This window comes from Enterobacter sp. QK-SA4, from assembly GCF_056856775.1.
Genome location: NZ_JBXFXH010000007.1, coordinates 2,360,438 through 2,384,850, shown reverse-complemented (window position 1 = coordinate 2,384,850; position 24,413 = coordinate 2,360,438). Strand labels below are relative to the sequence as shown.

Here is a 24,413-nt window from a genome sequence, read left to right as displayed (position 1 = left end):
CCGGTAGCGGCGGGTTTTTTACGAGATGAACGCTTAGCGCGCTGTTTTAGCACGCGTCTGGCTGAGAAGCTTGCGCCAGGCACGATTATGTAGAGTAAACAGCAGCATCTTATAGAAGGGGGTGGAAAGGATACAGCTGCCGCTAAGCATTAGCATGACGATACTCACTAGCGCCGCGGTCAGACTGACGCCCGGAGCAGCGCTACCGCTCAGCGCGACCAGCAGATAGGCTGCCGTTAATACCAGGCTTATCACCGCCAGCGTAAGGTGTAACCGCACGGCGCGCATGCTGCCTTTGCCAATCATAAACATCGTCACGCCGTTAAGGCCAGCGAACAGAAGGGCGATCAGGACAACCCAGACGAATACGTGTTCCGCTGGCTGGTCGAGTCCAGCTAGTACGCCATACCCCAGCCACAGCTGAGGAATAGCGAAACTGACAATTACCCCGAGGGTACTGATCGCCGCTGGAATACCCATGGTGTGTAGACCTACAGGTTTGCCCATTTCGTCAGCCAACACAGTTTTTAGCTGTTGCAGCTGTGTCGGGGAGGCATTTTAAAGGTCCAAGTCAGAGAGGGGGTATCGACCCGTTACTAGTATTGTTAACGGAGCATGGTGCCAGACATCTCATCAACGAAATTGGTCTTTTGATGGAGCATGTTGATGACGGGATGGTAGTCTGTATACACCTTCATAGAGTTTCGATGTCCTTCATGAATTTCCCGCTGATGACTTACATTAAGGAAATTTCTCCGCGTCCAGTCCTGTTCATTCACGGCGAAAAAGCGCATATCAGGGTTTTGACTGAACGGTTTATGGCTTATTCTCTGATGCCCATATTCAATTTAACATAATATACATTATGCGCACCAATATGAGAACAGAAGGAATCTGGCATTTTATGGGCATCGTTGGGCGTTGGCCTGAATGCTAATGACCTCTGAGTGTATCTTCTCACGTGCTGCTATCGTCACGCTGATCGTCTCACAGTGCATGGCTTACCGTTTTGCCCTGTTGATATAAGCCTGTAAACCCTCAGCAAGAAAATCAAACACCGTTTTACAGGCCCGGCTTTGGCGTAAATCCTCATGCATCACCAGCCAGGTGTCCAGATGAAACGCAAAGTAATCAGGCATTATCCTCTGCAACGGCGGAGAAAAACCAGCCAGCTGTACCTGACGCATTCCGATACCAGCTCCTGCGCGAATAAGATTTAATTGTGCAATATCACTGTCGGACCGCACGGTAAACAGATCGCGGTTTAGCTGTGGGTATTGTTTAAGCGCCTGTAAAATAAAGGGCGTTAAATTATCGAAACCGACAAGCGTATGGGTTAATAACTCATCAATACTTTCCGGAGCACCACGCCGTGACAGATAGACTGGCGCGGCATGCAGACCTATTTCAACCCTTCCCATCCGACGTGCAATCAGTTGCTCCTGCACCGGCGTCGCCATGCATACGGCAATATCTGCCTCCCGATTCAGTAAATCCTGAACTCGATGGGAGATGCGCTATCTCTGGGAGCAGACAATAGAGATGGATAATGCAAAACTGATCGCCTTTTTAGGTCATGAACCGCAGACCCCCCTTACCGAGGCCGTGCGTTCTACATTAGCAGGCCTGGGGTGTATTTAACATAACCTGCACGTTTAGAAAAGGTTGAAAGACATCTGATATACTTCAGCTTTTGAAAAACGCTGCCGTAAGCAAATGGAAATTGAATTAAATAAGAGTGTTAAAGAGAGAGTTTTCCATGCTGTCATTTTTGAAGTGACGGCCAACGTTATCATCGCGCTGTCTCTCGCCTGGCTGATGAACGTGTCGGTACTCCAGTCAGGCTCGTTGTCCGTGATATCCGCCCTTACCGCCACGGTCTGGAATTTTATTTTTAATAAGCTCTTTGACTCCCTGCAGAAAAAACATCAGTTTCAGCGCACATTTCTCGTTCGCGCAATCCATGCGGTTGGTTTTGAAACGGGACTTATCATCTCCTTAATCCCTGTGGCAATGGTTATGCTGAACCTGACCGTGGCTGAGGCATTTTTTGTTGAGATTGGTCTGGTGCTGTTTTTCCTGCCCTATACGATGCTGTTTAACTGGCTTTACGACTACCTGCGCTGGACGTTCGTTGGACGAAAGCGTTCGGCGTTATAGCTAAGTGAATCAATGTAAAAAATGAAGAGGAAGAAAAATGCGAAGTCTCCTGACTAAAGGAATTTGTCTTGCGTTAGCGTTGTCCGCCGCCGGGACGGCGCTGGCCGCTCAGAAAGAGAGCCATGACGACAAGCTCAACGGGATAACCATTTTCGCTCAAAAAGAGTCTCAGGGAAGCCAATGGGACAGTACAACGGGCGAAGCAAAATATATGGTCAGCTATAAAGTTACGCTTGATAACGCGTCGGGTAAAAGTATTGAGCCGGGCAAAGATAATAAGATGTGTTTCTTCCTGTTTGATAAAAACGGAAAAACATTTATGAGCACCGGCATTGAGCTTGAGATGTTGAAAAAATACAACCCGCGGGACAACAGAACCGGATTGGTCTATTTTTCCAGCTCAAACCCTGACGTTTTAAATATGCCATTTGTCCGCTTCGGCATCGGAAAAGACTGCATAAATTGATGACTGTCTCATTGACACGTTCTTTCGTATGTTCGCCCCACTCTCCTTCTATACTGGTTATCTCTCCATCTCATAAAGGAAGGAACCATGTTCGATCATGTGAAATTCGGCGTCAGTGATTATGAAAAAAGTAAAACCTTCTTCCTCCATGCGCTTAAGCCGCTTGGTGTAGAACTCATTGATGAAGGCACGCCAGACTACGGTGTCGAAATGAGTTCAGGCGACGTTTCGCTTTGTCTTTTTCAGACAAATGATAAACCTGCTCCTCTGCATCTGGCGTTTGTGGCCGACACGCGCCAGCAGGTCGATGCATTTTACCATGCCGCCCTGCGCGCCGGCGGACGTGATAACGGCGGGCCGGGGTTGAGGTCATACGGTGAAAATTACTATGCCGCGTTTGTCATTTCGCCTGATGGCCATAATATCGAGGCGGTGTGCCATGCGCCGGAAAGTCTGTAGCTCAGCCCTTCTCTCAGAAGCGATTAAATGATCTGTCATGCATCTTTTTGCACGATAATGCACGAAAGTATTTCATAACGCGGCCACAATCCCGTATGGTATCGGTAGTAAACGTGCAACTTCATGCAATAACACTGACAGAGGTACCTATGACACAACAGCTAATTTTAATTGCCGGCCCCTATCGCAGCGGAACCGAAGGCGTTCAGGCACGTATTGATGAGAATCTGGCGCGTCTCGAAAGCGCAGCACTAGCCGTTTACCAGCGGGGTCACATCCCGGTCATTGGCGAATGGCTGGCTTTGCCGTTGGCAAAAGCCGCAGGATCGAAAGCGGTTGGTGATGAAATCAGTGAAGCGATGCTGTACCCCGTTGCTCACCGGCTAATAGCTAAATGTGATGCCATTTATCGTATTGCCGGTCCGTCTAAAGGTGCCGATATGGACATTGAGGTTGCCCGCAAACATGGCCTGAAGGTTTATACCGCACTTGAGAACATTCCTGAGGCTTAAGGCAGTCCGCCAGCCAGCCTGTGAGCACAGGCTGGCTATCAGAGAGTCTCACTCTCTGAGGTCAACACGACGGATACTCCCTTTTCCGATACCGCGCGGATCCACTCCTTATCGGTATTGTCTTCCACGACGATGGTATTCACCGACGACACATCGCCAATCACAAACGAAGACGCTGTGTTGATCTTTTCCGGAGAAGCCAGCACAACCGTCTCCGCGGCTCTGCCGGAAAATGCACGTTTGATGCACGCTTCTTCGAAATCGCCGGTTGTCAGCCCCGCCTCAGGATGGATCCCGGTCACGCCCATAAAGAACAGATCTGCATGAATATTTTCTATGCCTTCGATGGCCGCAGCGCCGACCGCAACAATGGAGTGCTTATACAAGCGACCGCCGATCAGAATCACCTCGATGGACGGATGATCCACAAGCCCCAGGGCGATGCTCGGACTGTGCGTAACCACCGTGATGCGCAGATCTGGAGGGAAAAACGTAATCAGCTCCGAAGTAGTCGTGCCACCGTCAACGATCACCACCTGGCCTGATGAAATCAGCTGCGCGCCTTTGCGGGCGACCCGTTTTTTCGCATCCATTTTCACGGATTGCCGTTCGGCAAAGGGAGCAATAGCAGAAGATGACGGCAGCGCGCCGCCGTGAACGCGCTGCAAACGCCCTTCTGCCGCCAGCTCGCGCAAATCACGCCTGATGGTGTCTTCAGAGACATCAAAGAACATGCTGAGCGCTTTTGACTGGACCTGGCCTTCGGTGCCGAGCTTTTCGAGGATCAATTGTTTTCGCTGACTGGTGAGCATCATGAATTCCTGATATTGCATGTTTTATCTTGAAGATGCACGATAATGCTGTTTATGATAATTACTCTACGTAAGGAGGAACAAACGTGCAATCAAAACGTGCAGATGTGCGCATCATTGACAGTGAAACCCTGTCAGATAACTGGTACAACCTTAAAAAGTACACCTTCGACCTGCAGCGCCGTGACGGCGAATGGCAACGACAGCAACGAGAGGTCTATGACCGTGGCAACGGCGCGACTATTCTTCTCTACAACCGTGAGAAAAAAACGGTGATCCTGACCCGCCAGTTCCGCTTCCCTGTCTTTATCAACGGCCATGAGGACGATTTAATCGAAGCCGCGGCGGGACTGCTGGACAACATGGATCCCGAAAGCCGCATAAAAGCAGAAGCGGAAGAAGAGACAGGGTTTCAGGTTTCGAGCGTGCAGAAAATCTTTGAAGCCTATATGAGCCCGGGCTCCGTCACGGAAAAACTTTATTTTTATCTTGCCGAGTACCAGCCGCAAGACAGAACCGGCGCAGGCGGCGGGATCAAGGCTGAGGGAGAAGATATCGACGTGCTGGAAATGACGCTCGAAGAGGCATTACGCGGCATTGAAACAGGCAAGATTGTCGACGGTAAAACCATCATGCTGCTTTATCATATTGCTCTTAAAGGCATTATGTAGACCGCGGGCTAAAATCCTGAATTTGAATCTGGGTCGGTACGCTTGTCCATTACTCAAATGTAAAGCGGAAAACCTCCTAAATTTTGCAGCCTACTATATTTAGTGAACTATTTCGGGATTTGACATAATCTTCTAAAATTCGCCGAGTCATCTGCATTTACCATTAGAAATGCCACACGTTGGCCAGGCTACCACTTGAGGTAGCCTGTCTTATCTGTTGGCTGGATTAAAATGCGACTCGCTACAGATAACGAAGCATATTATACTTGCTCCTCCACTCGAACAGGAGGCAAGCAACTCACGTGAAGGATACATATTACAACGACATAGCGATCAATACGCTAATTCAGAGTGAGCTGGACGCGTTTTTTGAGGATTTCAAAGGGATCGTCTTCGCCTACGCCATTATGAACAAGAAAGATCCTTCACAGATGCGGATAATCAATAACAGCCCCGAGTGGTTTGATATCTACCTCGACAGGAAATATCAGTTCATTGACCCTGTTATCATTCGGGCTTTGCGCTGTGTTGAAGATTTTTTCTGGGAAAGTGATGTCATCCTGTCTGATGGTTATAACCTGACGCGCATTTTCAACGAAAGCGTCCAGTATGATATCTACCAGGGGCAGACGTTCCCTCTGCATGACTATCTGAATAATCTTGTCGTCTTATCCGTCATCAGTCCTAAGCATTCTGGTATTGATATAGAAAAATATCGGCCACAATTTCTAAGCTTCCTTGTTCAACTGCATCAGAAGACACTCAATCTCTATAGCCAGCACCAACAGAAAAAGAATGTTTTTCTGTCGCCACGTGAGAGACAAATCCTTAAATGGGTCAGCGCCGGGAAAACCTACGCAGAAATTTCTGTTATTTTGTCTATTGCTGAACGCACCGTTAAATTCCATATGGGGAATGTAATGAAAAAACTCGGTGTGAATAATGCCAGACACGCAATTAAACTTGGAACAGAACTACGATTACTGGACGACTGAGCCTCAGCCACTGGTTATAAGTGGCGTAAATGCTCCAGCATTTCGCGAAGCCAGTGACTGGATTTATCTTTGCTAATAATGTCTTCAATAATGTTGATACTGGCAGGCATAAATATATAGTAAATAACCTCCCCTTTTTCAGACAAGCCGCGTTGAATAACTTCAACTTTCCAGTTTGCATGGCGAAAAATGGCATACATACCACGACTGACTACTGCGTACATTCCATGATACTTATTCTTAATGCAATAAATATTCATTGCAAGAAACAATGCCTTACTGGCGGGCACGCCCTGCAGACTTGAGGAGTCTCGTCTTTCTTTATCTAAAAATAAACGGCTAATTTCACAGCAGGGAACATCTGTCGGTAAAATAATGTTTTCGGCAAAATAATTGTGAAAAATTTCACTTATCATTGTCGGATGCGTCGAGTTAATGAATCGCGCGCCGCATAACAACTCTCCCTCATACATACCCAACAAGTATGTCGTGTTTGGGTTGTCAAATTGATCCTTTTCCATATCTTCAACGCATTCAACTTTCCAGTCGAGTCGGTCCCGAAAGGTTTTTCTCCTGAGCCGGAAGAGTTCGCGGGCTAATGCTGACGGTAAATCATCGTAATCATGCAAAAAAAACTCAATAACAGAATTCATTGCTCTTATTCCTGATAATAATACCTGAAACTATTATCCCCTGTCTTTTAGGACAGCTTTCATTGTGCATGGTATTCCTTATACTTGAAAAGTACCCGGCCACTAAGTCCTCGTGAAACTCAGTGGCCAGGAGGTCAAAGACCTACGAAACACCAGGGATATATCCATTCATGATTATCTAATATTTATAGTTTCGGGTACAGAGCGTAAGAAGCACTTAGCCGATAAAATATTAAAAAACGATAATTATAAAATAATTACAATTAAAGTATTGCCCCTTAAGAATTTAAGGGGTAATATTTCCTTTTTCTTATTTTTTCCCTATTATCTCTGTTCTTACTGCTGTGCTACTCTTGCAGAAGCATGCTAAACGGAGAACCAAAATGGCCGACTGGAATCCTTCTCTTTACCTGCAATACGGCGCGGAAAGAACGCGTCCTGCCGCAGAACTGCTCGCCAGAATTCCTCTGGATGAGGTCTCCACCATCGCTGATTTAGGCTGCGGGCCGGGAAACAGCACCGCGCTGTTGAAGCATCGCTGGCCTTCGGCGCACATTACCGGGGTCGACAACTCCCCTGCAATGCTCGAGGAAGCAAGAGCCGCATTGCCTGGCTGCCATTTTGTAGAGACCGATATCCGCCAGTACAAGCCTGGCCAGCCGCTGAGCCTGATTTATGCCAACGCTTCGCTGCAGTGGGTTCCTGACCACTACGATCTCCTTCCTCATCTCGTTTCTTTACTCACGCTTAACGGCGTATTAGCGATCCAGATGCCTGACAACTGGCTTGAACCCACTCACGTAGCGATGCGTGAAGTGGCGCTGGAGCAAGACTACCCTGACCGCGGCCGTGAACCTCTCCCGGGTGTGCATGCCTATTACGACATCTTGTCGGAGGCGGGCTGTGACGTGGATATCTGGCGGACAACCTATTTCCATAAAATGAGCTCGCACCAGGCCATTATTGACTGGGTAAGTGCCACCGGCTTGCGTCCGTGGCTCCAGGAACTGAACGAGAGCGAGCAGAAACGTTTCCTGAAACGCTACCATGAACTGCTAGAAGAGCAGTATCCGCTCCAGGAAAATGGGCAGATACTGCTCGCTTTTCCGCGGCTATTTATCGTGGCGCAACGCCAGCCCTGACGGGTTATGACCTGGCTTCTTTCAGCAGCTGCTGAATGATCTTTTCCTGCTGCGCATAATCTCCTTCGCCAAAGGCGGTATAGCGTAGCTGGCCTTTGGCATCGAAATAGTAATGCGCTGGCCAGTACTGGTTCCCGAAAGCGTTCCAGATTTGATAGTTGTTATCCGTCACCACCCGATACGGCAGCTGCCATTTCTCCACCGCGGTTTTTACCGACGAAAGCGGCTTTTCCCAGGGATATTCCGGCGTGTGAACCCCAATCACGACCAGCCCCTGAGACTGATACTTCGTGGCCCAGTCTTTCACATGGGGAAGCGTATGCTGGCAGTTAATGCAATCCCACGTCCAGAAATCAATTAATACCACCTTCCCTCGCAGAGATTCAGACGTGACAGGGTCACCGTTTATCCACCCTGTTCCCCCGCTTAACGAAGGCAGCTCGCTGCTGGGCTCTGTCATCACGACCGGCCGGAGCTTCACCGGCGCGGCAGTGGGTTTCGCCAGCGTCAAAAGTGTTGTCTCCAGACGATCCGCAACTCCATTTGCTCCTTTCAGAAGCGAAGTCATTCCTGTCGCGTTAAATACGACTGCCGCCAGCATCGCCACGCCAGCCCCCTGCCGCAGCCTTTCCATCAGCGCCGATTTTGCTCTTAACGGCGCAATCAGCGTGCGGCCGCCGAAAACGAGCAGGCTCAGCATCAGCGCGCATCCGATGCCGTAGGCCGCCAGCAGCGCGCCCGTCGTAATGGCCGAATGGCCCGCGATATTAATGCTGAAAATGGCGCCCAGTATGGGACCGGCGCAGGGAGACCAGAGCAGCCCCACCGCGAGCCCGGCCAGAAAAGCCGATACCATACCGCGCGTTTGCCCGCTTCGGGTGTTCAGGACATTTCCCGCGCTGACGGCCGGACCCGCAATACGCTGGGCGAATGACGGAAAAATTAAGGCCAGCGCGGCCGTGGCCAGAATGACTAGAGCGATCCAGCGCCCGACGATGGTTGCCTCTGCGATCCACTCGCTGGCGACGGTGACGGCCATCGCCACCAGGGTGAACATCACGATCATCCCCGCGAGCAGGGCCAGAATATGTCGTCGCTGTCCCTGAAAACCGGCGAACAGGAGCGGAATAACCGGGAGAGTACATGGGCTGAGCAGGCTTATCATCCCGCCCAGAAAAGCGATTACCAGAAACATAGACACCTCACAATACAAGTCCTGCGACGCTGCAGTGAGGCTATTTCATCGTGCGGATGTGTTCAGGATATGTGTAAAAAAGCAGGTTTTGTCTGACTCTGTATCACCCAGGCCGGGAGATACAAAGCCGTACAATTAACGGCGCGGTAGCGTAATGGAGACATCCAGTCCGCCTCCGGCCCGGTTCGTCAGGTTGAGCTTTCCTTCAAGCTGAGCGGTGAGCTGCGCGGCAATCGCCAGTCCGAGTCCTGTTCCGCCGGTATCGCGGTTGCGCGATGTTTCCACCCGGTAGAACGGCTGTAAAACCGCCTCAAGCTCGGCTTCAGGGATCCCCGGCCCGTCGTCCGTGATGTGGATAACCACCTCCCGGTCAGACGAATCATCGATGGCTATTACAGCGCGTTCGCCGAATTTGAGCGCGTTATCCAGCAGGTTAGTCATCACCCGGCGGAGCGCCTGGGGACGCGTAACGATTGGCAGGCGGGCATCGCTTGCCTGAAACTGCACGTTTTTACCGATGTCCTGATAATCGCAGGCGATGCTGTTGACCCAGGCGTTTAGCTCCAGCTTCAGCGGGCTCTCTTCCAGCGATTCTGATGACCGGGCATACGCAATCCCCTCCCGCACCAGACGCGTCATGTTATCAAGGTCGTTCAGAAGCTTGTCGCGAAGTTCTGGTTCCCCTGCCATTTCGACACGGAGCTTCATGCGGGTAATCGGGGTCTGGAGATCGTGAGAAATGGAGGCAAGGATCTGCGCGCGCTCCCTGAGATAAGACTGAATGCGTGCCTGCATTGCGTTGAAGGCATGCGCTGCACGCTGCACCTCAAGCGGACCTTTCTCCGTCATTGGCGTGCTGGCCGCCGGATCCAGCGAATCCACCGCGCGGGTAAATTGTGAAAAAGGCCGCACCACCTGCCGCACGGCAATCCAGGCGCACGCAGCCAGCAGCAGCAGCTGCAGGATCAGCACTACGGGCAACCAGCTGGCGACCGGCGGCATGCGCGGGATCAGGTCAATGGTCAGCGGCGCGCCGTCGCGCAGCGTCAGATGCGCCTGGATGTGTGAAACGGCACCAGGGACGGCGGTGAAGCTGAGCGGGTACTGTGTCGCGAGCGTCGCTTTTAAGGTTCGGATGGCGTCCTGCGAACGCCTATCAGTCGGCGCGTTGCCGGGCTCTCCCGGCCCCAGAATATAGCGATAGTTACCCCGTTCGAGGCGCGGAAGCCAGGCCGCGCGTTCGCTGGCCGGTAAGCGGTCTAAAATGGCGACGCTGGTTGCGACGTCGTTTTCCAGATTACCGAGCATCACCGTTCTGGCGCTGTGCATTCGTTCAATCATGACCAGCGTCAGGCTCAGGGCGTTGGCCAGCAGCAGACCGGACAGCACGACGAGCAGCAAGCGGGCAAGCAGCGAGCGTGGCCAGAACCTCATTCGTTAGCCTCTTTGATGGTGACCGGCATCGTAAAAACGTAGCCTTCGCTGCGCACGGTCTTGATATAGGCGGGCGTGCGGGCATCTTCGTTCAGGCGCTGACGGACCCGGCTAACCAGCAGGTCGATAGAACGTTCAAACAGCTCGGCGTCGCGCCCCTGCGTGAGGTTGAGCAGCTGATCGCGGGTCAGCACCCGCTGAGGATGGTCAAGGAAAACGCGCAGCAGGCGATACTCCGCCCCGCTGAGCGCCACGATCACCCCTTCCGGATCGATTAAGTGGCGGGCGACGGTATCAAGCTGCCATTCACCGAACATCACCAGCCGCCCGGCTTCTGTCACCTGCAGATTGGGCGGCATCGTGCGAAAACGTCGTAAAATCGCTTTGATACGCGCCAGCAGTTCGCGGGCGACAAACGGCTTCACCACGTAGTCATCCGCGCCCATCTCCAGACCCAGGATCCTGTCCGTCTCCTCATTGCGGGCCGTCAGCATCAGGATGGGCAGATCTTTATATTTCCCGACGCGTAGCTCTCGACACAGCGTAAGGCCGTCGTCGCCGGGCATCATGACATCCAGCACCACCAGGTCGATATGCTGTTTATCCAGCACGACGCGCATCTCTTTACCGTTGGCCGCGCCCGTCGCGCGATAGCCAGACTTACCGAGATAATCGACAATCAGTTCACGAATATCCCTGTCGTCATCGACGACAAGGATATGATCAATATGCTCCACCGAAATCTCCAGACCGAAGGTTAACGTACTGAAAATAGCACATTTCAGAGCTTGTCCGCGTCAACGACGGCCTTGACGAAATCCTGCGGATCTTCCTGAGGCGGATTGTGCCCCACGTTTGCCCCGAAGGTGCGGTGCTCATATTTACCGGTAAATTTACCCGCGTAGGCCTGAGGTGCCGGATGCGGCGCACCGTTGTTTCCGCCTTCGATGGTAATCGTTGGAACGGTGATATTCGGCAGCGTAGCGAGTTTTTGCTCGTAGCTGTCGTATTTACGCTCGCCTTTTTCCAGCCCTAAACGCCAGCGATAGTTGCTGAGCGTCACGGCGACGTGATCCGGGTTATCGAGGGATTTGGCGCTGGCGTTAAAAACAGTATCGCTAAATTTCCAGTCAGGCGAGGCCTGAGACCAGATTAAGCGCGCGAAGTCATGCGTGTTTTTGGCATAGCCCTCAGCACCGCGCGCGGTGGCGAAATAGAACTGATACCACCACTGCTGCTCCGCTTTTGGCGGCAGCGGCTGTTTGCCAATCTGCTGGCTGCTGATGAGATACCCGCTCACCGACACCAGTGACTTAACGCGCTCTGGCCACAGCGCCGCAACGATATCCGCCGTACGAGCGCCCCAGTCATATCCTGCAAATACCGCCTGCTTAATATTCAGGGCATCCATCAGGTTCACAATATCTTTCGCCATGGCTGAAGGCTGGCCGTTGCGCGGCGTTTTGGCTGAGAGGAAGCGCGTGGTGCCGTAGCCGCGCAGAGAAGGCACAATCACCCGATAGCCTTTTGCCGCCAGCGCGGGCGCAACGTCGGCGTAGCTGTGAATATCGTACGGCCAGCCGTGCAGTAAAATAACCGGCTGGCCATTTTTCGGGCCGATGTCGACATAACCGACATTCAGATCGCCGGCGTTAATTTGCTGTGGATGATCAAAGGCTGCCGCGAAATTTGTACCGGTGACTTCAGCCTGACAGGACATCACGGTGCCAAGAGAAACGGTCAGTGCGAGAGTTGAGTATGCGAATTTGCTAAACATGTTGGTATCTCCGGTTGAGTACAATTCACGGGGATATAACAACACGGCAATGTATAGCGGATATTTGCGAAAGCGGGTTTATTGCAAGCCTGTGTATGTATCCGGGACGCAGATACAGTGTGATACAAACACAGGCGTTGTCGCCTTAAAGGGAGAGGCGATAGCGGACGTAATCGTCAGCTTGACCGTATTTGTCATAGAGTTTACGCGCCGGGTTATTCTCACGGGTGACCCAGTACAGTTTTGACCACCCTTCGCGCTTGCCTTCCTCAATCAGAGCATCAATGAGCGCCTTACCGGCTCCCGCCCCGCGTTCGTCGGCATCAACAAACAGATCTTCCAGGTAGCAGACGGGGGCCGTTGACCAGGTTCCTTCATGCAGAATGCACATCGCGAAACCGATGACCTTTTGGTCCTTCTCGACCACCCGGCAGAACATCCGGGAATGCGCTGAGAGCGCCCTTTCCCATGTCGATGCGGTGACGGATTCCTCGAGGTAGCAATCATAAAAATGGGTATAGCCATCCCAAAGCGGTCGCCATTGGGAGTAATCGTCTTCGCATAGAGGTCTTACCGTGACAGCCATGTGTTCCTCACATTACAAATCGATCGCCATTTCGAAACAGCGTAAATCAGCCCCCGCCATACGCGAGTGATGATAGGTTTCGCTCAGCGTCACAAACCCCAGTTTCTGATAAAACGACTGGGCGTTAGGCGTTGCATCCAGCCTCAGGCGGGCTATCCCCCTGCTGCGGGCCTCATTTTTTAGCGCCTCGATAATCCGGGTCGCCATGCCTTTACCGGATGCAGCGGGCAAGGTGAATATCGCCTCCAGACAGTGGGTATCCAGATCCAGATAGCCGGTTGCCGCAATATCACCCTTTTCATCTTCCACCACGTAAAAAGGGTATTCAATGACCATCTGCCGATAGCGTTCTGGCATGAGATCCGGCGTCCAGCGCGCAATGACGTCGGCGCCGTAGCTGGTTTTACAGCCGTGACGAATCGCCTGATTGCGAATATTCCAGAGTATTTCGGCTTCCTGCGGGTTAGCCCGTCTTAATGCCATGATGACCTCTGCAATTCTTAGTAGTATGGGAAAAGAGCTCACTGGGATAGAGTGCCGTTAAGATGAAAATACCAGAACGCAAACAAAAGCATAACGCTTAAATATGGAGATCAGCGGATGACGATACCGACGCTCACGACAGAACGCTTACTGCTAAAGCCTCTGGTTGCTGAAGATGCGGCCCAGATACAAAAGCTTTATCCGCGCTGGGAGATTGTCCGCTATATGGTCTCTTCTGTGCCCTGGCCCTACCCGGACAACGGCGCAGAGAACTATGTCAACAACGTGGCGCTGCCGGATATGGCAAAAGGGATCGCCTGGTTCTGGAGCATCCGCCGTCGCGAGGTGCCGGATGAGTTGATGGGTATTATCTGTTTGTATGACGTCGAAGATAACAACCGTGGATTCTGGTTGGCCCCGGAGTTTCAGGGCCAGGGATACATGCGCGAGGCCAGCATTGTCGCGACGGATTTCTGGTTTAATACCCTAAACAAACCCGTATTGCGCGCGCCGAAAGCCGCCGCCAATAGCCGCTCCCGGCGTATTTCAGACAGTAGCGGCATGCGGCTTATCAGAACGGAACAAAAAGCCTACGTCAGCGGCATGCTGGATTCTGAACTGTGGGAAATCACCCGCGACGAGTGGAACGCCCGTCAGGTCAGCTGATAATGCTTATCCGGCATCAGCCTTTCCGGAATGTTCTCTTCATCGTTCATCTGCAGCAGATCGCGTTCCATCATGTTGCAGATGGCGTCCAGGGGCAGATCGTTATCTTCTGTGCCGAACGGGTCTTCCAGCTCTTCCGCCAGGGTGTCCAGCGAGATAAAGGTGTAGGAAATCAGGGCCGAGACAAAGGGCGTCATGTAGTGCAGATCTACAACCAGCGCGAACGGCAGCATGATGCAGAACAGATACACCGTGCGGTGCAGAATCAGCGTGTAGGCAAACGGTACCGGCGTTGTCGCAATACGCTCGCATCCAGAAAGGACGATGGACATATCGTTCAGACGGTTGTTCAGGCTATGGAACAGGATGTCTGAAAGCTGGCCGTTTCGTCGCCGCACGGCCAGCCACTCCCCCATGATCAGTAAAATACGGTTTGCCGGCGAATTGGCGCTCATCACCTGACGTAAATCATCCGGAGCAAGGTAGCGAGAGAGCTGTTCGGCGTTCAGCTCCCGGCGCAGGGTCATACGCAGACAGTTGGCAAAAGCTATCTGCAGGCGAACAAATTCCCCCAGATGCTTATCGTCAGGCAAGGTGTTTTTTACCTCGCGAAACAGCGAGCGTGCCGCTATCATCAGCTGCCCCCACAGCAGGCGAGCCTCAACGTAGCGTGAATAACAGGCGTTGTTTCTGAAACCGAGAAAGATTGCGATCGCCACGCCGAGAATGCTGAATGGCGCCACGGTAAATTTGATGCCCAGCGAGGTATACCACGGCAGCATCAGGATAACGGCGATAGAAAGCAGGAAGTTGAGCAGCAATCGGGTGTAGATTTTGGGAAGTACCGAACCGTGCCAGACAAAAATCAGTTGTAGCCAGTGCTGTTTAGGACGAACAATCATAGTGAGTTTCAAGCAGGAAAAGAGCGTGACTATTAAACGTGATCCCCCTCACGGTTGCAAGCATGTTAACGGAACATTGAATTTTATGACCTGCTTGGCGATAACTGCACGGTGTTGCATGTGGTTTTAAAAAAAGAGCAAATAGTATGTTGTAACTAAATTAAGATGTAATTAAACCCGGCCGAAGCCGGGTGACGTCATTAGCACAGGGGTTTCACCGCTGCACGCATTCCCTTCAGGAGAATGGCGTCAAGATCCAGTGTGACCTGGTCGACAAGTCCGGAGACCTGCGTGAGATCCTGTTCCCAGTGCTCGCTCAGGCTCAGCACAGATTGCACCAGCTCACGGGTGCTCAACTGCTGGTCGCGATGCTGTGCCCACAGCTGTTGATAACGTTCCAGCCAGAATGCATCATCCTGCACCGGATAGTTCTCCCCGTTACGCTCCCCGCGATAAAACGCTATCAATGCAGCCAGCGCGAACGTCAGACGCGCGGGCAGTTGTCCGCTTGCCTTCTGCCCTGCCAGCAGCTGCGGCAGTATGCGGGTGCGGTATTTCGTCATGCCGTTAAGCGCAATGGAGAGCAGCTGGTGTCTGATGTAAGGGTTGCGAAAACGCCCAGTTACCGCGCTGGCGAAAGATTCCAGCTCGTCACGCGGCAGATCGAGGACAGGAATAATCTCCTGATAAATCGCTTTTTCGACGAACGCGCAGATCTCTGCATCATTCATCGCCTCGCCCACCGTATCCAGCCCGGCCTGGAATGCCACCGGCACCAGCGCGGTGTGTGCGCCGTTCAGGATAGCGACTTTGCGCTCTTTGTAGGGCCTGATGTCGTCGACAATCAGCACGTTTAACGGATACTTATCCAGACGGAGTTCCTGTGCAAGGGATGCCGGCCCCTGGATAACGAACAGATAGAAATGTTCAGCCGTGTCCAGGAACCCATCGTGATAGCCCAGCTCGGCTTCCATCGTGGCCGCTTCGTCGCGCGGGTAACCGGTCACGATACGGTCGACCAGCGTAGAGCAGAAGCTGTTGGCGTCGTTTAGCCACCGGATAAAGGCCGCAGGCAGGGCCCACTCCCGCGCATAGCGCAGGACAAGTTCACGCAGCGCATCGCCGTTGTAGTCAATCAGCTCGCACGGAATGATGATCCAGCCTTTATCCGCTGCACCGTTGAAGTGGCTAAAGCGCTCAAACAGCAGCCGCGTCAGCTTCGCCGGGTAGCTTACCGCAGGGGCATCGTCGAATCTGTCCCCCGCGTGGTAGCTGATACCCGCTTCGGTGGTGTTTGAGAAAACAAAACGCATATCCGGATTGTGCGCCAGTTTCAGGAACGCATCATACTGGCCGTAGACGTCGATCTCCCGGTTAACCGATCGGATTAGACGGCTCTCGCTCACCGCTTCGCCCTGCCCGTTCAGGCCGCGAATGATAGTGGTATAGAGACCATCCTGAGTGTTCAGCGACGGCGGGAAGTCGCTCTGAATAGGACGAACGATAACCACACCGGCGTTAAGATCGGTATGTTCATTTAGCAGGTCAATTTGCCAGTCGACAAACGCACGCAGGAAGTTGCCTTCACCAAACTGAATAATGCGTTCCGGGTATTGAGCACCGGGAAAATCACGACGGTTGAGCGTGTTCACAAGAGGGTTCCTTTTATGATTAGTCATACAGCCTGATAAGATTGGTACGATAACTTATCAAAACTTAACGACCAGAAACCCTGTTTTGATCAATCCACGGTGTAGTTGTACAAAATAATCATAAGAACTTATAGAACACGGAGGTGGCCGTCATGGCGCCGTCCGGCATCAGGGCATAGCGCGGGACCTCCCCCACCTTTTGCCAGCCGGCGCGCTGGTAGAACGTCTCGGCGCCGCTGCCGGTGGAGGTATCGAGCACCAGAACCGAAATATCTCTGGCCCGCGCCTCCGCTTCAAGCGCTTCCATCAAGGCCATCGCGGCACCTTTCCGGCGCGCTTTCTCGTGAACCAGCAGCTTCGCCACATCGGCGCGATGCGGCTGGTTTTCCGGCTGGTCGACGATCAGCTGCACCGTTCCGATGACGCCGTCCTGCGGGTCGATACTGGCCAGGACGAGGCGCTCGTTGCGCCCTACGCTTTCAGCGATGCCGCGCCAGAACGAACGAGCCTTATCCAGACTAAAGGGAAGCATAAAGCTGACGGATGCCCCGCCGCTCACACAGTTTTCGAGGATCGCGGCCAGCGCATCAAGATGGGTGAGAATGTCGTCTCGGGTGAGGTTTTTAATTTGCAGTGAGGTATTCATTGTTTTTCCTTACGTTGAATACCGTCACTCTGCATTTAACATCTTCTTAACGCAAACGGATCGGACATACGCTTTTGTTATGTTACCGGGCGCGCTGGCGCTGCTGTTTCATGGCATACATCTTTTCATCGGCATCTTTTAACCACTGCTGCAGGTCGTTGCCGTTATGATCGAATTCACTGAGCCCCCACGAGAAATGGAGAGACCAGGGATGTAGCTTGCGGGCGTTATAGTTTTCTACCTGCTCGGCAAGATACTGCATGGCAATCCAGGCGCCCTGCTCATCCGTATCCGCGAACAGAACGGCGAACTCGTCCCCGCCAAAACGCACCAGCAGATCCGCCTCACGGAAAGAGGCGCGCATCAGCTGCGCCATCGCTTTCAGCGCCTTATCCCCCTCTTCATGCCCGAAGCGATCGTTAATTTCCTTAAAGCGATCCAAATCCAGCCAGCCGAGCGTGAGCGGCTCAGCGCGACGTCGGGCAACGGAAAGCGTGAACCGCACGAGCTGATTAAAGCCCCGACGGTTGAATAACCCGGTTAATTCATCCGTGGTCGCCGCGCTGATGGCAGCAAATTCATCCTCTGCCAGCGCGCCAAGGTCCCCCAGCACGGCGAGGTCGGCGGCAGAAAACTCACGGGGAGCGTAATCAATCAGGCACAGCGAGCCAACGCTTGCGCCGTCGCGCAGGCGCAGCGGGAAGCCCGCGTAAAACCGCACGCGAGGCTCACCGGCCACCAGCGGGTTATCCGCAAAGCGATCGTCCTGAAGCATATCCCCCACCACCAGCGGCGCTTCGGTGAGGATCGTATGCCCGCAAAATGAGATATTACGCGGAACGCTTCCGGGTGCCTGACCGTCGGCCGACTTAACGATCAGCGAATGCTCATCAATGAGATTGACCATCGCCAGCGGCACCTGGAAGAAGCGTTTTGCCAGACGCGTTAAGCGGTCAAACGCCGGGGAGCTGTCGATCTCAAGCAGACCTGATTCTCGTAGCGAGTTGAGTCTGTCTGTTTCATTTTCAGGGGTTGCAGGTGCTTTCATAATGTCTCCTGACGTAAAGCGTTACTAAAAGCGTAGCTTAAACAGAGACATTGTCAGTGTTCTGACGTCCTGTTAAGCCGCTTACTATTCACGTCAATGCCTTATGACGATTAACGCAGCTATGTTTCACTCCCGGAGGGCGCGGCAATCTGCTCGTCCGCCACCCGGGCGCTGGTACGGTTTCGACCCGCTTTTTTGGAACGATAGAGATGATCGTCCGCTTCGGCCATGAGCTTGTTGAAGACCTCGGTCAGCTGCCAGGACTCAGCCTTTCCGCTGCCGAGGCCAATGCTGACCGTCAGATAGAGCGTCTGGTGACGCCATGTAAAAGGATGACTGGCAACGGTGGATCGGATACGTTCAGCCAGTTCAAAACCATGCTGCGCGTCGCCTGAATTGACCACCACGGCGAACTCTTCCCCGCCCATGCGCGCCACCATGCCGTCTTCACCGACGACCTGCTGAACCTGTCGGGCAAACGACGCCAGCACGCGATCTCCGCACTCGTGGCCGTAGTTATCATTAATGCTCTTGAAATAATCAATATCCAGCAGCATGACGGTCAGAAAACGCGTATGCCGGTGCGTCTCTTCATGCTTTAACGCCTCATAAAGCCCGGAACGCGAGTAGACGTGCGTTAAAAAGTCATAATCCGCCCTCAGTGAAACCTGGCGGATCAGGGAATTAATCGCCGCCATGCTGACGGAAACCATCACCGGGCAGATCGCCATCGTGGCGATCCCCAGCCGGGCAGAAAACATCATTGGCGTCGTAAACGGCGTCGCCACGGCAATATTAATAATCGAGTTGGCGACCAGAATAATTTCAGCGGCGCCCGTGATAAACGTCAGCAGACAGGTTGCAGGCAACGAGTAACGAACCGCACACCAGATAAGCGCAGGCAGAGGAAACGAGAGGCTCCCCGCTCCGCCAATCACCACCGACGCGATCACCGAGACGATCAGCGCAATCACCGGCAGCAGCTGCTCCAGACGTAGCCTGAGCTCACGCCCGGGCATGCGTAACGTGAGCATACAGGGCACAACAAGCACGCCGGTTGAGAACTGCTCGCTAAACCAGTCGGCAAACAGCGGCCAGAAGGTATGACTGTCAATCCCGACCGACCCTACCGCGCCGAGCAAGGCGCAAAGCAGCGCGGCAATCAGACAGTAGTTAAACAGGCGTAATGCGTTAAGCGGATCGGGGGTTTTCTTCATCAGCCGCTTGTCGCGCTGAACCAGCACGGCGACGACGACGATAAAGATCATGTTTGACAGGTTGATCACTACGGAGGCCATACCCCAGTTGGTCGTTACCGCGTCGTACAACAGCATCGCGACATAACATACCGCATAGTAATGCAGGCGATTCAGGTAAACATAGCGGGCGAAGATCCCTGCCATGACGCCGTTCAGCGGCCAGAACAGAGACAGGGCCTCAACGAGCCGTAATTCCGCGCCCACAAAATAGAATAAGGTTGTAAGGATGAAGATCGTCGCTGCATTTCGCAGCGGCGTGTCAACCTGGAACGGCCTGAAAGCGGTAAGAGCAGAACGCATTAAATATCATTCCATATGAAAGCTTATGGCAATTATTGCGGTCGTCAGCATGATCGGGACTAACTTGGGATGCATCTATAACACAAATACCACGGGAGTATAACTCGTCAAATTTAGGCGTTCATCTGTAGCACCAGCCAGTGGTGGATGACGCTGACGATATAATTTTGTTGCTGCGCCGTGAGCGTTACGCCCTGTGGAATGTTATGCCATTTTGCCAGACAGCCCCGGCAACAGGTAGCGGTGGCATGCTGGGCGATAAATACCGGGTGACCGCGCATGGGCGTCTGTTTACCGTCGTTAGCGGGGTGCGCGGGCGCAAGGCGCTTTTCGACAAAATCCACGGCGTGCCGATCAATGGTTTCGGGGCCTTTGTCCCAGCAGTACTGTCTTTCCTTATCGCCTAAGCGAAAGCGCGAGCGAAATGTCGATCGCGCCAGGCGGGAAAAGAGAGGATCCAGATCGGACATCAGTATACGGAACGTCCCAGACGCTGGGTCAGTTTCTCCAGAACCGCCACGCCGGCAAGGGAATTTCCCGTTTCATCCAGTTCCGGGCTCCAGACGGCTATCGCCATTTCATGTGGCACAATCGCCACGACCCCGCCGCCGACGCCCGATTTAGCAGGAAGCCCAACGCGCCAGGCAAACTCACCGGCGTTTTGATACATCCCGCTGGTGGCCATCAGCGCGTTAACCTGCCGGGCCTGAAGCGGAGAAACCACCTCCTGATCGAGATGCGGCGCGTGCCCCTGGTGTGCAAGGAACAGGAACGTCTGGGCCAGCTCAACGCAGCTCATTTTCAGGGCGCAGTAATGGAAGTAGTTTTGCAGCACGGTCGCCACGTCGTTGTGGAAATTACCGAAGGATTTCATCAGCCACGCGATAGCCGCGTTACGGGCGGAGTGTTCAAACTCCGAGCGTGCCACCACCGCATCATAGGCAATATCGTCAACGCCAGAGAGCTGGCGAACAATCTCCAGCATTCGCTGACGCGGTGCGCTGAGGCGGCTTTGCAGCATATCGCAGACCACCAGCGCCCCGGCATTGATAAAGGGATTTCGCGGTTTACCCTGTTCAATCTCGAGCTGAAGCAGCGAGTTAAAAGGCTGGCCGGAAGGATCTTTACCGACACGCTGCCAGATCTCTTCTTCTTCATACTGGCGCATCGCCGCAACCAGACTCAGCACTTTCGAAATGGACTGAATGGAAAAACGCTCAGTCGCATCGCCTGCCTGGTATCGCTGTCCGTCGATGGTACAGATAGCAATCCCCAGCTTATTCCCGCTCACCGAGGCAAGGGCCGGAATATAGTCGGCAACCTTCCCCTTTCCAATTAACGGACGAACCTGCGCCAGAATCTCGTCCAACATGTCATTATGGATGACCGCAGCCACACTTTGCTCCTTGCCCTCAGGCTAAAACGGGCTGCGAGTATAACAGAGGCTTATGTATTGCGTCAGGCGCTAAGACGAAAACGCGAAACGGCCTGCAATAAAAGATCGGATTGCTTTTGCAGCCGCTCAGAGGCATCCGAGGCGTCTGAGACCAGAAGGTCCGTCTGACGAGAGACCTGATTCAGCGCCTGAAGCTGGCGCGTCATCTGGTGAATACTGTCTCCCTGGCTGAGCGTGGCGGTTGAGATCTCATTAAGCAAACTGCTTAAATTGCCTACCAGACTGGTGACCTGCTGCAGATTTTCTTCCATCAGGTTAACGGCAAGGGAACCGTCTTCAATACCCTGCAGCGAACGGTTGATCAGCTCCTGAATGGTCTGCGTCGAGTGGCTGCTTTTTCTGGCCAAAAGCCCGACTTCCCTGGCGACGACGGCAAAGCCGCGCCCCTGGTTTCCGGCATGGGCCGCCTCGATGGCCGCATTCAGCGCCAGAATGTTGGTCTGAAACGCCACGCTGTCGATCATCGCCACGATCCCGCGCATCTCAGAAGATCGGTCGACGATCGCCTGCATAGACGCATTCACGGTAGACATCATTCGGTCGCCGCCCACGGCCGCCTGACGCGCCTCATCGGCCCGCGAGCTGGCGAGCCTGGCATAGCCGGTATTCCCTTCCACATGGCTTTCCAGCGCCGCAATATGCGCCGTCACATCCTCAAGCTCTTTCGCCTGGCGCGCTGACTGCTGATACAGCTTCTGGTTACCCTGCGCAAGGGAGTCAATGTTCTCCACCATCGTGGCGGTGGCATGGCTGACCTGCGTCATCAGCTGCTGCAGACCGTGCTGCATAGTCGCTATACTGTCGCTAAGCTGACCTATCTCCCGGTTAAAGCGCATGACGTTCGGCGGGGTGCCAGAGAGATCCCCTGCCGCCAGCCGGTTAATATGCGCTATCAACCGACGCAGCGGCGTAATCACCCATCTGGACATGCCGAACCAGACGACAGCCGCGATGGCAAGCAACAGCACCGGCGCAAACAGGAACAACGTTTGCAGGCCGGAGAGCTGCGCCATTAAGCTCTGACGCCCCTGCATGGCCTGCTTCTCGCTTGCCTGCTGATAGCGCGCATAGTTGTCGTTAAAATCAGACTGAAACGCCTGAGCCGGTACGGCAAAAAACGCGTCGATGGTGTTGGTCTTAATCAAACCTTCAGCCTGCTCGTTGATCGCGCCGTAAAAAAGCTGATAGCTGTTCACCAGGGCGTCGTCTTTCGGCGGATTCAGCGCCAGCCAGGCCTTCCACGCCTGCTGAGAAACCGCCAGCGCCTTTTGCGCATCGTCCATCAGGCTGTGCCAGCTTCCGTCGGAGCCGGTCTCTTTATCCTGCATAAACCAGACGCCGGACCGGTTAAGCAGGTCGCTTGCCGCCAGCAGGGAAACACGGGCCAGATCCAGCTTGCTCTGCTGCTGCCAGGCGAGAAGGTTTTGCTGCTCGTTGCGCTGGGCGTCGTTCAGGGAAGCGTTAAGCAGGAATGAGGAGGAGAGCTGCAGCGCGGAGAAAAGGCCAATAATGCAAAAGATACCCGTCAGCAGGCCAAAGTGACGAGGGGTGAGACGCTGCGCAATACGGCGAAAAATTTGCGTTAGGTTCATAATTATCTTCATTAACAAGGCGTTAGACGCGTGCGAGTCTACGAAATGAAAATGACAGAACCATTGCAGATAAATGACAACGGCCCTCGTGATGAGGGCCGAAATCACAGGCGGGCGATAAATTACACGCGATCCTTCCAGACCGTCTGAACGTTGCAGAACTCGTGCAGCCCAAAGTGGGAAAGCTCGCGACCAAAGCCGCTTTTCTTCACGCCGCCGAAGGCCACGCGCGCGTCGCTGGCGCTAAAGCCGTTGATAAACACCCCGCCGCACTCCAGTTCGCGGGAGAATTTATCCGCCAGCGCTGCGTCAGCGGTGAAGACGGTAGCGGACAGGCCAAAGTCGCTGTCGTTGGCAAGCGTAAGGGCGTGCTCCGCGTCTGTTGCTACCGTAACGGCCGCGACCGGACCAAACAGTTCCTGGCGGAACGCCGTCATCGACGGGGTGACGTTGGTCAGCACGGTTGGCGCGTAGTAATTGCCCTCTCCGCTGATTTTCTCTCCGCCCAGCAGCAGCGTTGCCCCTTCGGCCAGGGTGGCCTGCACCTGCTGATGCAGCTCATCGCGCAGGCCAAAACGCGCCATCGGGCCCAGGTAGTTCTCTTCTTCTTCCGGCGGGCCCATCTTTAACGCGGCGACGGCGTCGACGAAGCGGCGGGTAAAGGTATCCGCAATCCCTTCTTCCACAATGAAGCGTTTGGCCGCCGCGCACACCTGCCCGGTATTCTGGAAGCGCCCCGCCACCGCCGCCTTCACGGCAAGATCCAGGTCGGCATCGTTAAGTACGATAAACGGGTCGGAGCCACCCAGCTCAAGAACGCATTTTTTCAGCGCGGCTCCTGCCTGCGCGCCAATGGCCGCACCGGCACGCACGCTGCCGGTGACGGCCACCGCCGCAATACGGCGATCGTTAATCGCCTGGCTTACGCCGTCATTGGTGGCGTTCACCCAGCCGAATACGCCTTCAGGGAAACCGGCATCCGCAAAGATCTGCCCAATAAGATCCGCAGAGCCGAGCACGTTTGGCGCATGCTTAAGCAGATAGCTGTTACCTGCCAGCAGGATCGGCACCGCGCCGCGCAGCACCTGCCAGAGCGGGAAGTTCCAGGGCATTACCGCGAGAATCGGCCCCAGCGGACGGTATTCAATAACAGCGTTGTGGTTTTCCACCAGCGTGGGTTCCGCACGCAGCATCGCCGGGCCGTGCTCGGCGTACCAGTCGCACAGACCGGCGGATTTTGCCACTTCCGCCCGCGCCTGCAGGATGGGTTTCCCCATTTCACGGGAGATGGTCTGCGCCATCTCTTCCGCGCGTTTTCGCAGCGCGGCGCCGAGATCCCGCAGCTTCTGCGCCCGATGGGACACGCTTTCGCGTCGCCACTGGCGATACCCCGCGTCTGACTGATAAATCGCGCGTTCAACCTCTTCCGGCGTCGCCCAGGCGAAGGCACCGAGGGTTTCCCCCGTTGCCGGGTTAACGGACAGGGCATGTGTAGCAGATGAATATTTCATGATGTTCTCCACGCATTTCGGTTGATTGATTGTGGC

General features: G+C 53.9%; 26 protein-coding genes and 2 pseudogenes. 9 read left to right on the top strand and 19 right to left on the bottom strand.

All coding sequences use genetic code 11. The features are described 5' to 3' along the window. Positions 1–33: 33 nt before the first annotated feature. Entirely contained in the window at positions 34–522 is a 489-nt protein-coding gene (locus tag AC1VYI_RS12910) for a hypothetical protein (RefSeq protein WP_332872521.1), read from the bottom strand. 185 nt (positions 523–707) lie between these two features. Here AC1VYI_RS12910 and AC1VYI_RS12905 point away from each other — a divergent pair. Next, a pseudogene (locus tag AC1VYI_RS12905) lies at positions 708–794 on the top strand (alpha/beta hydrolase); the annotation flags it as partial. Between the two features lie 207 nt (positions 795–1,001). Here AC1VYI_RS12905 and AC1VYI_RS12900 read toward each other — a convergent pair. Next, a pseudogene (locus tag AC1VYI_RS12900) lies at positions 1,002–1,514 on the bottom strand (LysR substrate-binding domain-containing protein); the annotation flags it as partial. Positions 1,515–1,716: 202 nt separating this feature from the next. Between AC1VYI_RS12900 and AC1VYI_RS12895 the strand changes: the two are divergent. The 4 genes from AC1VYI_RS12895 to AC1VYI_RS12880 all read left to right on the top strand — a co-directional run bounded on the left by AC1VYI_RS12895 (position 1,717) and on the right by AC1VYI_RS12880 (position 3,597). Further along, complete coding sequence (locus tag AC1VYI_RS12895; protein WP_023311814.1) at positions 1,717–2,160, top strand: PACE efflux transporter; 444 nt, start codon at positions 1,717–1,719, stop codon at positions 2,158–2,160. A 37-nt stretch (positions 2,161–2,197) separates the two neighbouring features. Then, entirely contained in the window at positions 2,198–2,626 is a 429-nt protein-coding gene (locus tag AC1VYI_RS12890) for a DUF4354 family protein (protein WP_126795373.1), read from the top strand. Positions 2,627–2,713: 87 nt separating this feature from the next. Next, positions 2,714–3,085, top strand: a complete 372-nt coding sequence (locus AC1VYI_RS12885; protein ID WP_023311812.1) for a VOC family protein — start codon at positions 2,714–2,716, stop codon at positions 3,083–3,085. A gap of 149 nt (positions 3,086–3,234) precedes the next feature. Next, positions 3,235–3,597, top strand: coding sequence for a TIR domain-containing protein (locus AC1VYI_RS12880; RefSeq protein WP_134866199.1), 363 nt, complete (start codon positions 3,235–3,237; stop codon positions 3,595–3,597). A 38-nt stretch (positions 3,598–3,635) separates the two neighbouring features. Here AC1VYI_RS12880 and AC1VYI_RS12875 read toward each other — a convergent pair whose 3' ends face one another. After that, the gene (locus AC1VYI_RS12875; protein ID WP_134867373.1) at positions 3,636–4,409 is read right to left on the bottom strand and encodes a DeoR/GlpR family DNA-binding transcription regulator; all 774 of its coding nucleotides are present in this window, start codon (positions 4,407–4,409) and stop codon (positions 3,636–3,638) included. A gap of 86 nt (positions 4,410–4,495) precedes the next feature. On the opposite strand from AC1VYI_RS12875, the gene AC1VYI_RS12870 reads away from it, so the two are divergent. Together AC1VYI_RS12870 and AC1VYI_RS12865 are read left to right on the top strand one after the other, a co-directional pair. After that, positions 4,496–5,080, top strand: coding sequence for an NUDIX hydrolase (locus AC1VYI_RS12870; RefSeq protein ID WP_045354996.1), 585 nt, complete (start codon positions 4,496–4,498; stop codon positions 5,078–5,080). A 302-nt stretch (positions 5,081–5,382) separates the two neighbouring features. Then, entirely contained in the window at positions 5,383–6,075 is a 693-nt protein-coding gene (locus AC1VYI_RS12865) for a helix-turn-helix transcriptional regulator (RefSeq protein ID WP_023311808.1), read from the top strand. A 14-nt stretch (positions 6,076–6,089) separates the two neighbouring features. On the opposite strand, the gene AC1VYI_RS12860 is transcribed toward AC1VYI_RS12865, so the two are convergent. Continuing rightward, positions 6,090–6,728, bottom strand: coding sequence for an acyl-homoserine-lactone synthase (locus AC1VYI_RS12860; RefSeq protein WP_155033125.1), 639 nt, complete (start codon positions 6,726–6,728; stop codon positions 6,090–6,092). Between the two features lie 383 nt (positions 6,729–7,111). On the opposite strand from AC1VYI_RS12860, the gene tam reads away from it, so the two are divergent. Beyond that, positions 7,112–7,870, top strand: a complete 759-nt coding sequence (gene tam, locus AC1VYI_RS12855) for a trans-aconitate 2-methyltransferase (protein ID WP_023311806.1) — start codon at positions 7,112–7,114, stop codon at positions 7,868–7,870. A 4-nt stretch (positions 7,871–7,874) separates the two neighbouring features. On the opposite strand, the gene AC1VYI_RS12850 is transcribed toward tam, so the two are convergent. The 6 genes from AC1VYI_RS12850 to AC1VYI_RS12825 form a co-directional block, all read right to left on the bottom strand. After that, the gene (locus AC1VYI_RS12850; protein WP_047749468.1) at positions 7,875–9,065 is read right to left on the bottom strand and encodes a cytochrome c biogenesis protein/redoxin; all 1,191 of its coding nucleotides are present in this window, start codon (positions 9,063–9,065) and stop codon (positions 7,875–7,877) included. A 135-nt stretch (positions 9,066–9,200) separates the two neighbouring features. Beyond that, positions 9,201–10,499, bottom strand: coding sequence for an ATP-binding protein (locus AC1VYI_RS12845; protein WP_134866203.1), 1,299 nt, complete (start codon positions 10,497–10,499; stop codon positions 9,201–9,203). After that, positions 10,496–11,236, bottom strand: a complete 741-nt coding sequence (locus AC1VYI_RS12840; RefSeq protein WP_023311803.1) for a response regulator — start codon at positions 11,234–11,236, stop codon at positions 10,496–10,498. Before AC1VYI_RS12840 ends, AC1VYI_RS12845 begins: the two co-directional genes overlap by 4 nt. A 44-nt stretch (positions 11,237–11,280) precedes the next feature. Next, positions 11,281–12,276 (bottom strand): alpha/beta fold hydrolase, encoded by a 996-nt coding sequence (locus AC1VYI_RS12835; protein ID WP_134866205.1) that lies wholly within the window; start codon positions 12,274–12,276, stop codon positions 11,281–11,283. 145 nt (positions 12,277–12,421) lie between these two features. Further along, entirely contained in the window at positions 12,422–12,862 is a 441-nt protein-coding gene (locus tag AC1VYI_RS12830) for a GNAT family N-acetyltransferase (RefSeq protein WP_023311801.1), read from the bottom strand. A 12-nt stretch (positions 12,863–12,874) separates the two neighbouring features. Continuing rightward, a complete protein-coding gene (locus tag AC1VYI_RS12825) occupies positions 12,875–13,345 on the bottom strand; it encodes a GNAT family N-acetyltransferase (RefSeq protein ID WP_126787348.1) in 471 nt (156 codons plus the stop codon). A gap of 117 nt (positions 13,346–13,462) precedes the next feature. Between AC1VYI_RS12825 and AC1VYI_RS12820 the strand changes: the two genes are divergently transcribed. After that, positions 13,463–14,011 (top strand): GNAT family N-acetyltransferase, encoded by a 549-nt coding sequence (locus AC1VYI_RS12820; RefSeq protein WP_045354973.1) that lies wholly within the window; start codon positions 13,463–13,465, stop codon positions 14,009–14,011. On the opposite strand, the gene AC1VYI_RS12815 is transcribed toward AC1VYI_RS12820, so the two are convergent. From AC1VYI_RS12815 to sad, 9 genes are all read right to left on the bottom strand, one after another. Beyond that, on the bottom strand, positions 13,999–14,913 hold the full coding sequence (locus tag AC1VYI_RS12815; protein ID WP_023311798.1) for a bestrophin family protein: 915 nt from the start codon (positions 14,911–14,913) through the stop codon (positions 13,999–14,001). The genes AC1VYI_RS12820 and AC1VYI_RS12815 overlap by 13 nt on opposite strands. Before the next feature lie 200 nt (positions 14,914–15,113). Continuing rightward, complete coding sequence (locus AC1VYI_RS12810; protein WP_134866207.1) at positions 15,114–16,565, bottom strand: tagaturonate reductase; 1,452 nt, start codon at positions 16,563–16,565, stop codon at positions 15,114–15,116. A 118-nt stretch (positions 16,566–16,683) separates the two neighbouring features. Continuing rightward, on the bottom strand, positions 16,684–17,211 hold the full coding sequence (locus tag AC1VYI_RS12805; protein WP_134866209.1) for a GNAT family N-acetyltransferase: 528 nt from the start codon (positions 17,209–17,211) through the stop codon (positions 16,684–16,686). An 82-nt stretch (positions 17,212–17,293) separates the two neighbouring features. Then, entirely contained in the window at positions 17,294–18,259 is a 966-nt protein-coding gene (locus AC1VYI_RS12800) for a sensor domain-containing diguanylate cyclase (protein WP_023311795.1), read from the bottom strand. Between the two features lie 119 nt (positions 18,260–18,378). After that, positions 18,379–19,818 (bottom strand): sensor domain-containing diguanylate cyclase, encoded by a 1,440-nt coding sequence (locus AC1VYI_RS12795; RefSeq protein ID WP_134866211.1) that lies wholly within the window; start codon positions 19,816–19,818, stop codon positions 18,379–18,381. Between the two features lie 113 nt (positions 19,819–19,931). Continuing rightward, positions 19,932–20,288, bottom strand: coding sequence for a DUF4186 domain-containing protein (locus AC1VYI_RS12790; protein ID WP_134866213.1), 357 nt, complete (start codon positions 20,286–20,288; stop codon positions 19,932–19,934). After that, a complete protein-coding gene (gene glsB / locus AC1VYI_RS12785; protein WP_226483798.1) occupies positions 20,288–21,214 on the bottom strand; it encodes a glutaminase B in 927 nt (308 codons plus the stop codon). The genes AC1VYI_RS12790 and glsB overlap by 1 nt, the downstream gene beginning before the upstream one ends. Before the next feature lie 62 nt (positions 21,215–21,276). Further along, on the bottom strand, positions 21,277–22,866 hold the full coding sequence (locus tag AC1VYI_RS12780) for a methyl-accepting chemotaxis protein (RefSeq protein WP_134866215.1): 1,590 nt from the start codon (positions 22,864–22,866) through the stop codon (positions 21,277–21,279). A gap of 122 nt (positions 22,867–22,988) precedes the next feature. Continuing rightward, positions 22,989–24,377, bottom strand: coding sequence for a succinate-semialdehyde dehydrogenase (gene sad, locus AC1VYI_RS12775; RefSeq protein ID WP_134866218.1), 1,389 nt, complete (start codon positions 24,375–24,377; stop codon positions 22,989–22,991). Between the last annotated feature and the right edge of the window lie 36 nt (positions 24,378–24,413).